Below are 12842 nucleotides of genomic sequence, written 5' to 3' on the forward strand. Positions count from 1 at the left end.
AGATGCCGCTGCCCCGCGCGGACAGGACCGTGCCCCGCGGCTCGGCGGGGACCACGAGGTCGCCGGTGAGGGTGACGTCTCCCGAGGGCACCCTTGCGGTTTCGGAGACCATGCACGCTCACAGCACAGTCACTCGCTCAGTTGCCCGACCGGGGAGCAGCCGAGCAAGGGCGTGCCGTACCCGGTTACGAGCGGCCGAGGCGGCCCACGCGCCCACGTCGCACCCCGGTGATCGGGGCCGCCGCGTCTCCGGTCTCATCCTCAGGTAGGAGAACGCCCTCGTCGTCACGCACCAGTACAAAGCCCCGTCTCATGCCCGACCACGAAGGATCAATAGCTGCACTCGCACGATGCCCCGACCGGGCTCTGGAAGGCAGTCTTGCCACCTACCTGAGAACTGACCTTGGAGAGACCCTTCTCGTGGCTACCTTCCTCTACCGACTGGGCCGTACCGCTTTCCGGCGGCGCTGGCTCGTGACCTTGCTGTGGGCGGTGGTCCTCGGCGGCGTCGGCCTCGGCGCGGCCAAGGCACCCGCCGCCGGTGACGACGGCACGTCCTTCATGCCCGGCATCGAGGCGCAGAAGGCGTTCGACCTGATCGGAGAACGGTTCCCCGGATCGGAGGCCAACGGCGCCGACGCGCGCATCGTGTTCATCGCCCCCGACGGGGAGAAGGTGACTGCCGCCGACCACCGCGCGGCCGTCGACGAGCTGGTGTCCACAGCGGCCCAGGGCCCGCAGGTGGACAGTGCCGTCAGCCCCTTCCGGGCCGGCGCGGTCAGCAAGGACGCCTCCACCGCGTACGCCACGGTGACGTACAAGGTCAAGGCCGACGACCTGACCGACGCAGGCAAGGACCGCCTGGAGAAGGCCATCGACGAGGCCCGCGCCTCGGGCCTGACCGTGGAGGTGGGCGGTACCGCGCTCGCCTCGCAGCCGGCCGCCGGTGGTTCGGCCGAGGCCATCGGCATCGCTCTCGCCGCCATCGTCCTGCTGATCACCTTCGGCTCTCTCGCGGCGGCCGGGCTGCCGCTGCTCACCGCCGTCATCGGCGTGGGTGTCAGCATGTGCGCGATCCTGGCTCTCGGCAGCGCTCTCGGGCTGTCCATGACCACGGGCACGCTGGCCTCTATGCTCGGGCTCGCGGTCGGCATCGACTACGCCCTCTTCGTGGTCTCCCGTTACCGCGAGGAGCGCGCGAACGGCCGCGACCCGCGGGATGCGGCGGGCCTCGCGGTCGGCACGGCCGGTTCCGCCGTGGTCTTCGCCGGCCTGACCGTGATCATCGCGCTGGCCGGCCTGTCCGTGGTCGGTGTGCCGATGCTGACCAAGATGGGTCTGTGCGCCGCCGGAGCGGTCGCCGTCGGCGTCCTGGTCGCCCTGACCCTGGTGCCCGCCCTGCTCGGGATGTGGCCGAACGCCGTCCTGTCCCGCAAGGCACGCAAGGCGGGCAAGCGTGGCCCGGGCACCGGGCCGCACTCCGGAGCCGCGGACAACGGCGGCACCCGGTGGGCCCGCTTCGTGATGCGCCGCCCCGCGGCCGTCCTGCTCCTGGGCGTCGTCGGTCTGGGAGTGCTGGCCGTGCCCGCCGCCCAACTGGAGATGGGCATGCCGGGCGCCGAGGCCAAGCCGACGTCGACGACGGAGCGACGCGCCTACGACGCGCTGGCCGACGGCTTCGGTGCGGGCTTCAACGGCCCGTTGACCATCGTCGCCGACGTCAAGAGCGCCGCGGACCCGAAGGCCGCAGCGGAGACGATCTCCGAGCAGATCAAGGAGACCGAGGGCGTCGTGTCCGTCACGCCCCCGCGGTTCAACGAGGCCGGCGACGCCGCGCTCTTCTCGGCGGTCCCGGCCACCGGCCCGAACGACGAGGCCACCAAGGACATCGTGCAGACCATCCGCGCGGAGCGCCCCGCCCTGGAGGCGGACACCGGCGCGGCCTTCGAGGTCACCGGCAGCACCGCGATGAACATCGACGTGGCGCAGGCGCTGCAGGACGCCCTGGTCCCCTACCTGGCCGTCATCGTGCTGCTGTCCCTGTTGCTGCTCCTGGTGGTCTTCCGCTCCGTACTCGTGCCGATCAAGGCGGCTCTCGGCTTCCTGCTGTCGGTGCTCGCCTCGCTCGGCTCGGTCGTCGCGGTGTTCCAGTGGGGCTGGGGGGCTGAACTGCTGGGCGTCGAGCAGACCGGCCCGATCATGAGCCTCATGCCCATCTTCCTGGTGGGCATCGTGTTCGGTCTCGCCATGGACTACGAGGTCTTCCTGGTCGCCCGCATGCGCGAGGCCTACGTCCACGGCGAGCGCCCCGGCCAGGCCGTCGTCACAGGTTTCCGGCACAGCGCCCGGGTCGTCGTCGCCGCCGCCGTGATCATGATCGCGGTCTTCTCCGGCTTCATCGGGTCCGGCGAGTCCATGATCAAGACCATCGGTTTCGGCCTTGCCGTCGCCGTGCTCTTCGACGCCTTCGTCGTCCGCATGGCCATCGTGCCCGCCGTCCTCGCCCTGCTGGGGGACAAGGCCTGGTGGCTCCCTCGATGGCTCGACAAGGTGCTCCCCTCCGTGGACGTCGAGGGCACCGGTCTCACCTCACACACACCGCCGTCCGTGCCGGTGAGCGCCGAGGCGCCGTTGCAGGAAAGCGCCCGCAGCTGAGCAGGACGTGCGGGCAGACGCGCCGTGGTGCCGGTCCGGCGGCACCGCGGCGCGTCTGTCACCCTGTATCAGTCGGGTCTCACCTCGGAGTATGACGATGAGTACACGTTGGCCCAGCCGGCCCGTCGGCCGCCCCGGCGCGGTCGAGGCCGCGACGACGGGCTTGGTGCTCGCTTTCACTGTGGGCGGCGTATTCCTGTCCTACGCGGTGATGGCGGACGAACCGCTCCCCCTGTGGTCCGGCCTCGCGCTGCCCGTCCTCGCCTGCGCGACTCTGCTGCGCCGCCGCAGCCGTCCCCTCCTCGTCCTGGCGGTGACCACGGCGTGCACGATGGCCGAGGGCTTCCTGGGCTATCTCCTCACGCCCCTGCTGATGGGTCCCATGCTGGTCGCGCAGTACACCGTGAGTCTGCGCCCTGACCGCAGGACCAGTTGGTACAGCGCCCTGGCCGCAGCCGCCGGCATCGCGCTCACCGGATTCATCGTGACGGACTCCCCGCACGAATGGATCCTCGGCCTGGTCAATCCAGCGGCCTGGGTCCTGATGGCCGCCTCCTTCGGCAGCTACGTGCGGGTGCGGCGCGAGTACGCCGTCGCCCGCGCGGAGCACGTCGTACTGGAGCGGGAGGAAGAGGCACGCCGCCGGGTGATCCAGGAGCGCATGCGCATCGCACGCGAACTGCACGACGTGGTCGCCCACCACCTCGCTCTGGCCAACGCCCAGGCCGGCACCGCGGCCCACCTGGCCCGTACGCGGCCCGAACAGGCCGTCGGCATCATCGAGAAGCTTCCGGAGACGACCGCGGCGGCCCTGCGCGAGCTCAAGGCCACCGTGGGCCTGCTGCGTCAGGACACCGACACCGACGAACTGGCCCCGGCCCCGAGCCTGGACGAGCTGCCGAACCTCGTGGAGTCCTGCGCGGCAGCCGGTCTGGACGTCACCGTCACCACGCACGGACGCCCTCGCCGACTCCCCCCGGGTCTGGACCTCACGGCCTACCGGATCGTCCAGGAGGCGCTCACCAACGTCACCAAGCACGCTGCCACCCGCAACGCACACCTCCGGCTCACCTATACCGCCCACTACCTGACACTCACCATCACCAACGAGTCCACCGATCGGAAACCTGCCGCTCCCGGCTCCGGCCGCAGCGGTGGCTTCGGGCTGCTCGGCATGCGTGAACGCGCGTTGTCGGCAGGCGGCACCTTCCACGCCGGCCCGCGTACGGAAGGCGGCTTCGAGGTCTCTTGCGCGCTCCCCCTGCCCGGCTCCGCCGAAGGCACCACCACATGACCATCCGCGTTCTGCTCGCCGACGACCAGGCCCTCCTCCGGGCCACGTTCCGCATCCTCATCGACTCCGACCCGGACATGTCCGTCGTGGCCGAGGCCGCCGACGGACAGGAGGCGGTCGACCTCGCCCTCGAGCACCGGCCCGACGTCGTCCTCATGGACATCCGCATGCCGGGCACCGACGGGCTCGCCGCCACCGCGGACATCTGCGCCCGACCGGAACTGTCGGACACCCGCGTGCTGATCCTCACCACCTTCGAGGACGACGAGAACGTGGCCAAGGCCCTGCGAGCCGGAGCCAGCGGCTTCCTCGGAAAGGACGTCGGACCGGATGTCCTTCTGGCGGGCATCCACACCGTGGCGGCCGGTGACTCCCTGCTGTCCCCCTCGGCCACCCGCGCGCTGATCACCCGCTTCCTGGCCATGCCGGCCGACGACAAGCCACCGGTGGCACCGGAGCGCCTCTCCCTGCTCACCGAGCGCGAGCGTGAGGTCATGGCGCTGGCCGCCCTCGGCAAGTCCAATCACGAGATCGCCGACCAGCTGGTACTCAGTCCCCTGACCGTACGCAGCCACGTGTCCCGCACGATGACCAAGCTCAACGCTCGCGACCGGGCACAACTGGTGATGATCGCCTACCAGAGCGGCCTGGTGCGCCCGAACCTCGAGGGTTGACACAGGGGCCGGGCCACGGTGAGCGTGCCCGCGACGCGGTCACGTCGATACCGAGCGCTGCCCGGCAAGGCGACCGGTCCGGGTCACGTGTGTCCCTCCGAGGGAGTGCACGGCTCGGACTCGATGACGACACACGACGTCCCGTCGACTCGACAACCAACGCCGTCACCTTCCAGCGGAACTTCAGGCACACGCAGTCGTCATAACACCTGCAGATGGCGCGCTGCAGACCGCCCTCGAAGCGCACTGAGCATGTCCGCCCTGGTCCCACAGGGGCCTGGTGACCGGTAAGTGGTGGCGGTGCGCCCCGTGCGGTGGTTGATCACCGCGGGGTCAGCGAGCCCAGGAGTGCGCGGCCGTGTTGCCGCGCGCCCAGGCCGCCGGCGGAGTTGATGTGTCCGCACTCGCCCGCCAGATGCCTCGGCGCTCCCCCAGCGGTCCCCCGTCGGCCGGGACGGTGCCGGTCGCGGTCGTTCGGAATGTTCTGGGCCGGGCCGAAGGCCATCAGCGAGACGACGATGAGGAGCGGGACGGCCCCGCCCGAACGCTGCTTATGCTGGGATCGTGACACCGAGGGCGGGGCAGGAGACGGAGCTGCGGGCGGATGCGGTGCGCAATCGCGCCCGGATCCTCCGGATCGCCCGCGGGCAACTGGCAGCCGGTGACACATCACTGCAGCTGAACGCCATCGCCCGGCTCGCCGGGGTGGGTGTCGGGACGGTCTACCGGCACTTCCCCAACCGTCACGCGCTGGTTGAGGCGCTCTCGGCAGAACGCTTCCGTGAACTGATCGTGGAGGCACAGGCGGCGGTCGCCGCCGAGGACCCACTCGCGGGCCTGCACCGTCTGCTGCGCTTCGGGCTTGACCGCATGCTCGACGACCCCGACTTCGCGGCCGTGCTGGAGTCTGCGGGCGACACCGGGTCGCAGACCTCGGAGATGAGGGCCGAACTCGACCAGGCGGTCACCGGCCTGTTGGATCGCGCCCGTCGGAGTGGCGCGATCAGGGACGACGTCGATGCCGAGGATGTACGCCGCTTGCTGTGCGGTGTGCAACACGCGGTGCGCTCCGGGGGCGGCGCACGCCGGGACCTGTATCTCGGCGTTCTGCTGGAGGGCCTGCGCCCACCGCGCTGACGGCGGCACACCTCGTCTCCTGCCCCTGTCGATGGGGGTTTCTCGGGCTGTTCGCCTTCCCTGAGCCAACCGGATAGCTATCCGATTGTGTTAGCGTGCGTCAGTCGAAGCGGATAGCTATCCGGTTGGTGCGCCAGTGGGGGGCGGGGTCTTGAGCGAGCGGGCAGTGGTGACGGCGGGTACCGGGGGCATCGGCCTGGAGACCGCAAAGGGACTCGCGCGGCACGGGTTCGCCGTGACGGTGGTCGGCCGCAACGCCGATCGCGGCACGAGCGCCGTCGAGGAGATCTCGGCGGTCGCGACCGGAGCCGCACCGCGATTCCTGGCCGCCGACCTCGCGTCGCTGGACCAGGTGCGTGCGCTCGCCGCGCACCTCGCCGTCGAAGGTCCGCTGAAGGTACTGGTCAACAACGTCGGTGCGATGTTCACCCAACGCCGGCAGACCGTCGACGGCATCGAGTCGTCCTTCGCCGTCAACCATCTCTCGCCGTATCTGCTGACCGAGTTGCTGCTCGACCGGCTCCAGGCGGCCGCACCGAGCCGGATCGTCAACGTCACCTCCGCCGCCGTCAAGGCCGCCAGGCGCACCTTCGACGCCGCGGAACCGCCGGGCGGTTACTACGGTTTCCACTGGTACGGCCGGGCCAAGCTCGCCAACCTCGCCTACACCCTTCACCTGGCGGAGCGTCTCCGCGGCACCGGTGTCACCGTCTTCGCGGCCGACCCCGGCGGCGCCGCCACCAGCATGACCGACGGCACCATGACCTCACCGAAGATCGTCTCCCCGCCACTGCGCGTGCTGTGGCCGCTGGTGCGGCGAACCTTCACACGCGCCACCGCCGGCCCCGCGTCGGTGGCCGCCTCGCCGTCCGTCTTCGCCGCCACTGACGCTTCGATCGAGGGGCAGACCGGCGTGCTCATCGGCCCCGGGGCCCGTCCGGTCCCCGTTTTCCGAGGCGCCGACGACCTCCGGACCATCGAGAAGGTCCTCGATCTCAGCCGACGACTGGCGCCCCTGGACGACGGTCACAGCGCGCAACACAAGTGACGTCCGCCCGCGGCCCACTCGGGAAGACGTCCAGGACTCCGAGCTGCCGCCCATCGTCGCAGACCGAGATGATCGTTGAGCTCACCCGCGCGAACCCGTCCACCACCAGCTTCACAAGGTGCGATGCAGGGAAGACCGCAGGTCCAGCCATCCCCGACCCTCACTTCCCATGATTCGAGGCTCGGCGCGTAAGACAAGCGTCATACCCGCCGCGCCTCGGTCCTCCGCTCACGGCGTGGAACCGGCAGGGCGTCCCCGGGATCCGTGCCGGAACGCCGGCCATGGTGCTCGGCCCTCATGCCCGGACCCCCGCGTCGGTGTCTCGACCCGCGTCCCTGTCAGTGGTCATGGCGTCGACCACATGCCTCAGTTGGGAACGCGCCGTGATCCCCAGTTTGGGAAACGCCCGGTAGAGGTGCGAGCTGACGGTACGCGGGGACAGATACAGCTTCTCGGCCACCTCACGGTTGGTCAGTCCGAGCGCCGCCAGCCGCACGATCTGCTGCTGCTGCGGAGTGAGGCCGGCGAAGGCGTCCGGTTCCGTGGTGCCGATCTGGGAACCGGAAGCCCTGAGTTCGGACTGGGCCCGCGCCGCCCATGGCTGCGCGGCCAGCCGCCGGAAGACGGCCTCGGCGTCGGCCAGTGGCGCACGGGCATCAGAGATACGGCGGCGGCGGCGCAGCCACTCCCCGTACGCGAGCAGCGCCTGGGCACGCTCGAAAGGCCGGCGGGCGAGCGCCGGATTCTCCAGAGCAGCCGTGAAGTGGTGCTCGGCCTCCTCGGCGGGGGCGAGCGCCGCCCGGCTCAGACGGACCAGCGCGGCCCTGCGTGGCGCAAGCGGGCCAGCGTCCGCCAGGGACCGTTCGGCTCCGTCCAGGATCCGGGTGGCCTCCTCGCGACGGCCGACCCGGGCCGCAGCGGCCGCCAGTTCGGGCAACGCCGGGTAGGAGAGGTGGTAGTGCGTGGGGTTGCCGAGGCCGTCGAAGAGCACACGGTAGTGCTGGTGGGCGGCCTCGTGGTCGCCTTCCACGGTGGCGGCGGTGCCGAGCGCGCGGTGGGCGAGGACGAGGACGGAACGGCTCTCCCGCGGGTCGACGAGCGAGAGGGCGTACCGCGCCCGGGTGCGGGCCCCGGCCACGTCACCGCGCAGCGCGCACAGCAGCGCTTCCGTCGCGGCGGCACAGGCAGAGGCGTGATCGAGGCCGGCCGACGACGCGACGGCCGCGAGCTCGGCGCAGGCCGTCTGGGCACGGGCCCACCGGCCCTGTTCCAGATAGGCGAGGGCGGCTACCCCGCCGAGGCCGTCCGGCAACGGCCCCTGCGAGGTCCACGAGGCGAAGGCCGCGTCGTACGTACGCACGGCCAGTTCCGTCTCGTCCAGCAACCAGGCAGCGGTGGCGAGCAGGATCAGCGTCCGCGGTTCCTCTCGCGCGTCCGCGGCCAGGGCGGGCAGCCGCAGGGCGAAGCGCGCGTCGGCGGCGTCCGGACGCGCGACGACCCCGGCCCAGTCCGCCACTAGTGTCTCCCGCTCTCCGAGCCGGTGGCCGTCGGGCGCCGAGGCCAGGGGCAGCAGGCGTTCGATCTCGTGCGACTGGGCCGCGTCACCGGAGTAGAAGCGCACCACGGCGGCGGCGGCCAGGGCCTCCAACGCCGCCGCTGGTTCGGTGTCGGTCAGGGCGGCGGCGGTACGTGTCAGTTGCCCATAGGCGGCGCTGTGCGGGCTGGTCAGCGTCATGAGCCGGCCGACCTGGAGGGCGGCGAGGGCCGCGGCCGTCGGGTCGTCGGTGCCGGCGCGGGTGCGGGCGGCCAGCCGTTCGACGGAGTCGAGCCGGCCCGTCAGGACCGCCGCACTGGTCGCCGCGGCCAGCAGTCGGGTGCTCTCGCCCCGGTCGGGGTGCAGGTCCGCGGCCCGTTCCAGCATGTGGGCGGCAGCCGCGTAGCCGCTGCGGTGACGTGCGCGGTCCGCGCTGCCTTCGAGTTGGGCCGAGACCGCCGCGCTCAGCCCGGAGGCAGCGGCGGCGAGGTGCCAGGCGCGCCGGTCGGGATCCTGGTCGCCGAACAGTTCGGCCAGTTCCAGGTGCGCCGCGCGCCGCTCCTCGGCGGGGGCCGTGTGGTAGATCGCGAGGCGGCAGAGCGGGTGGTCGCAGCGCAGTCGTCCCCCGCTTCGCCGGACGAGTCCTGCCTCTTCGGCCGGCGCCCACACCGGATCACCGATGTCGGGAAGCCAGGACAGCACGGTGTGCGACGGGTCCTCGTTGTCGACGGTGGCCAGACGCACCACCGCGCGGCGCGTCTCGGCGGGCAGCGCCGCCAGGCGGTCGGCGTAGACCCGCCCCAGCCGTTCGGTGACCGGAAGCGGGCCGTGGACCGTGCCGGACGGGCTGTCGTGGTCGCCGGCGGCCCGGGCCAGTTCGACCAGGGCGAGGGGGTTGCCCTCGGCCTGGTCGAGGATGGAGGCCCGGGTGAGTCCGGCGGGCACTCGTGGTTGGAGGTCCAGCAGCCGCTCAGCCGCGCCACGGCCGAGGGGCTCCAGGGTGAGGGTCGGTTCCCGGGCGGCGAGCGCGCGCAACGCGGGGTCCCCGGTGGCGATCAGCAGCGTCACCGGTTCGTCGGCCAGACGTCGGGCGGCGAAGGAGAGAGCGTCCAGTGAGGCGTGGTCGGCCCACTGGGCGTCGTCCACGACCACCAGCAGCGGGCGCTCGGCGGCGAGGTCCGACAGCATGGTGAGGACCGCTGCCCCGATGAGCATCGGGTCCGGCGCCTCGCTTCGCTCCGCCACTCCGAAAGCGACGTGCAACGCCTCGCGCTGCCTGGAGGGCAGGGCTTCGATCCGCCCGCGGACCGGACGCAGCAGCTGGTGCAGCCCCGAGAACGCCAGGTGGGTCTCGGACTGGCTGCCGGCCGCCCTGAGTACCCGGCCGCCGTCCGCGACGAAACGCGCCACGACCGCGTCCACCAGGGTGGTCTTGCCCGTTCCGGAGCCTCCCACCACGGTCAGCAGAGCGTCCACCCGCCCCGTCACGGCCTCCGCCTCACGCGGCGCGCTCACCGCTGCGACCAGCCTGTCCAACTCGGCTCTCCTGACCGAGTCGGTGCCGCTGCGGCCTCGGGCGGTTGTCGCCGTGCAGTCGTCCACCGGTTCTCCAGACCTGTCGGGATCCTCCAGGCCTCAACGCCTCCGATCACCACATTCCGCGCTTCGACGCTACCAGGGCGTTCTCGGCACATCCCGGGTGCGGTCACATGACCGACCGCACCCGGAAAGTGCAGTCATGTGTCCGATACCCCCGAGGCACCGCGTGCTCGCAGGCTGGACGACGTCCGAACCTTCGAAGGAGAACCATGTCCCCCCTTGCCTCCCCGGCCTCCGGGACCGAGACGCCGACCGTGTCCACCATCGAGCTCGGTGATGTGCGGATCCACCGAGTCATGGAGTACTCCGACACCACTCCGATGACGACGGATGTCTTCTTCCCCGGCAGCAAGCCCGAGGAGTGGCAACGGCACACCGAACTGCTGGCGCCCCACCACTGGGAGCCGGACACCGGTCTCACCCGTGCCGCCACCCAGACCTGGGTACTGCGCAGCGAGGGCAGGATCATCCTGATCGACACCGGCGCGGGTAACGGCAAATACCGCCCGCTGCAGCCGATCTGGTCCTATCTGAACACCGACTACCTGGCGAATCTCGGCGCTGTCGGCGTGCGGCCCGAAGACGTCGACATCGTCGTCAACACCCACCTCCACGACGACCACGTCGGCTGGAACACCCGGCTCGAAGGGCGCGACTGGGTCCCCACGTTCCCGAACGCGACCTATCTCATGCCGCGGCGTGACTTCGAGTACTGGAGGCCCGAGAACCTCCACAACACGGTGTTCGGGCGCGGCAACCAGAACGTCTACGAGGACAGTATCGACCCGGTCGTCGAAGCCGGTCTGGTGGAGACCTGGGACGAGTCGTACCGCATCGACTCCCACCTCCGCCTCGAACTGGCACCCGGCCACACCCCCGGCGCCTCGATCATCCACCTGGAGTCCGGGGGCGACCGCGCGATCTTCGCCGGCGACCTCCTGCACGGCGCGATCCAGGTGCACGAGCCTCACATCAACAGCTGCTTCGAGGAGGACGAGGAGGGTGCTCGTGCCAGCCGTGCGCGCATGTTCGCGCACGCCGCGGACAACAACGCCCTCGTGCTCCCGGCGCACCTGCCCGGGCACGGTGCCTTCGAAATGCGCCGCCGGGGTTCCGGCTTCGAGCTGACCAACTGGGCGCCGTTCTCCACCACGTGACCCGACCGTCAGTACCCCGCCCTCGGTACGGCATCCCGGCCCGTCGTCCGCCGGCATCGGCCCTTCACGCCTGACGGCTTCGACAGCCCGGCGGTACGGAACCGCACCGTAACGCACCCGGCAGCCTCCCCGGACAGCCGTACTGGTCTCACCGACTCACGACTCACGGCTCCCCGGCCGACAAGGAAAGTCCGTTGACCGACCGCAATCCCGTCGTCCGGACCGCGCAGGGCGCGGTCCGCGGCAGCCAGAGCGAGGACCACCGCGTGTTCCTCGGTGTTCCCTACGCCGCGCCTCCCGTCGGCGCGGCACGTTTCGCGGCCCCGCGACCGCACGATCCGTGGGAGGGGGTCCTGGACGCCACGGAATGGGGGCCGACCGCGCCGCAGGCGCCACGCCGCCTCGGCGCACTGGAGATGACGGCCTACTTCGGGTCCGGATGGGTGCGAGGGCCGGACTACCTCACCGTCAACGTCTGGACGCCCCGGACCACGCGGCCCGGTGCGCCGGTCATGGTGTTCGTGCACGGCGGCGGCTTCGTCGCCGGTTCCAACCGGTCGTCACTGTACGACGGCAGCCGGTTCGCCCGTGACGGCGTCGTGCTCGTCACCGTGAACTACCGACTCGGTGTCCCCGGGTTTCTCGACCTGCCCGGAGCTCCCCGCAACCGGGGCCTGCTCGACGTTCTCCAAGCCTTGCGCTGGGTGCGGGAGAACATCGCCGCCTTCGGCGGGGATCCCGGGAACGTCACGCTGTTCGGGCAGTCGGCCGGTGCCACCATCACCGGTGCCGTCCTGGCCGATCCCGCGTCCGAGGGACTCCTCAGGCGCGCTGTCGTCCAGAGCGGCAACGGACGGGGGGCGTTCACCCCCGAGCAGGCGGCGCGGGTGACGGCCGGCGCGGCCGTGAAGCTGGGTGTCGCACCGCACGCCGAGGCGTTCGCGGGGATCACCGACGATCGGCTCGTCGAGGTCGTGCCCGGCCTGTCGGGGATCGACTTGCGCACGGCGACCGCGGGAGATCCGCTCATGGGGCTCAGCCCGTTCAGCGTGGTGCTCGACCGTCAGCCCGCCGACGCCGTCGCCGGCGGGCAGGGCGCGAACGTGGACCTGCTGATCGGCACGAACGCCGACGAGGGCAATCTCTACCTGGCCCCGTTCGGCACGCTCTCCACGTCGACGACGGCCGACGTGGAGGCCGCCGCCGCCCTGTTCCGCCCCGACCCCGCACGGTATGTCGCATCCTTGTGCCGCAGCCGTCCGGGAGCCACGGCCGGTGAACTGCGCTCCGCCCTCCTCGCCGAGGCTCTGTTCGTCGCCGGCAGCCGCGACCTCGCCGACGCTCATGCCGCACACCCGGGCTCCCGCACCTTCCGCTACGAGTTCGCCTGGCGTTCTCCCGCTCTGGGCGGTGAACTGGGTGCGGCGCACACCGTAGAGCTGCCCTTCGTCTTCGATGTGACCGACCAGCCCGGTCTGCTCGGTGCCGATGCCCTGCTCGGTATCGGGACACCGCCGGCCGGACTCGCCGCCCGTACACACGCGGCATGGATCGCCTTCGCCAAGACAGGAGAACCGGGCTGGGCCGCGTACGAGCGTGGGGACGGGCCGCTCATGCGCATCGCAGAGGAGTGGGAGACCGTCCAGGGGCAGCGACCCGAACCGGGTCCGTCCGCGGGCTGACGCTCATGGCCGGACTCGGTCCGATCGTCTCAGCTCCTTCTTCGGAACGTTACCGCCGTAGA

General features: G+C 71.3%; 8 protein-coding genes. 7 read left to right on the forward strand and 1 reads right to left on the reverse strand.

Features of this window, described 5'->3' with window-relative positions; translation table 11 throughout:
* Positions 1-420 precede the first annotated feature (420 nt).
* From ACLIN4_RS00970 to ACLIN4_RS00990, 5 genes are all read left to right on the forward strand, one after another.
* Entirely contained in the window at positions 421-2655 is a 2235-nt protein-coding gene (locus tag ACLIN4_RS00970) for an MMPL family transporter (RefSeq protein ID WP_411575379.1), read from the forward strand.
* 97 nt (positions 2656-2752) lie between these two features.
* A complete protein-coding gene (locus ACLIN4_RS00975; protein WP_411575380.1) occupies positions 2753-3949 on the forward strand; it encodes a sensor histidine kinase in 1197 nt (398 codons plus the stop codon).
* Positions 3946-4623, forward strand: coding sequence for a response regulator (locus ACLIN4_RS00980; RefSeq protein ID WP_100046806.1), 678 nt, complete (start codon positions 3946-3948; stop codon positions 4621-4623). Before ACLIN4_RS00975 ends, ACLIN4_RS00980 begins: the two co-directional genes overlap by 4 nt.
* A gap of 564 nt (positions 4624-5187) precedes the next feature.
* Positions 5188-5760: a TetR/AcrR family transcriptional regulator gene (locus ACLIN4_RS00985; protein WP_107476489.1), complete on the forward strand. Its 573-nt coding sequence runs from the start codon at positions 5188-5190 to the stop codon at positions 5758-5760.
* Between the two features lie 151 nt (positions 5761-5911).
* Complete coding sequence (locus tag ACLIN4_RS00990; protein WP_289909283.1) at positions 5912-6808, forward strand: SDR family NAD(P)-dependent oxidoreductase; 897 nt, start codon at positions 5912-5914, stop codon at positions 6806-6808.
* Positions 6809-7103: 295 nt separating this feature from the next.
* On the opposite strand, the gene ACLIN4_RS00995 is transcribed toward ACLIN4_RS00990, so the two are convergent.
* Positions 7104-9878, reverse strand: a complete 2775-nt coding sequence (locus ACLIN4_RS00995) for a helix-turn-helix transcriptional regulator (RefSeq protein WP_411575381.1) — start codon at positions 9876-9878, stop codon at positions 7104-7106.
* A 272-nt stretch (positions 9879-10150) separates the two neighbouring features.
* Here ACLIN4_RS00995 and ACLIN4_RS01000 point away from each other — a divergent pair, with 272 nt between their 5' ends.
* A complete protein-coding gene (locus tag ACLIN4_RS01000) occupies positions 10151-11098 on the forward strand; it encodes an MBL fold metallo-hydrolase (RefSeq protein ID WP_107476487.1) in 948 nt (315 codons plus the stop codon).
* A gap of 194 nt (positions 11099-11292) precedes the next feature.
* Positions 11293-12780 (forward strand): carboxylesterase/lipase family protein, encoded by a 1488-nt coding sequence (locus ACLIN4_RS01005; RefSeq protein WP_411575382.1) that lies wholly within the window; start codon positions 11293-11295, stop codon positions 12778-12780.
* The last annotated feature ends 62 nt before the right edge of the window (positions 12781-12842 follow it).

This window comes from Streptomyces mutabilis (assembly GCF_046628145.1).
Classification (GTDB): Bacteria; Actinomycetota; Actinomycetes; order Streptomycetales; family Streptomycetaceae; genus Streptomyces; species Streptomyces mutabilis.

Coding starts and splice junctions, on each gene's coding strand:
- ACLIN4_RS00975 (WP_411575380.1), top strand. CDS start 2,753: ATGAGTACACGTTGGCCCAGCCGGCCCGTCGGCCGCCCCGGCGCGGTC.
- ACLIN4_RS00980 (WP_100046806.1), top strand. CDS start 3,946: ATGACCATCCGCGTTCTGCTCGCCGACGACCAGGCCCTCCTCCGGGCC.
- ACLIN4_RS01000 (WP_107476487.1), top strand. CDS start 10,151: ATGTCCCCCCTTGCCTCCCCGGCCTCCGGGACCGAGACGCCGACCGTG.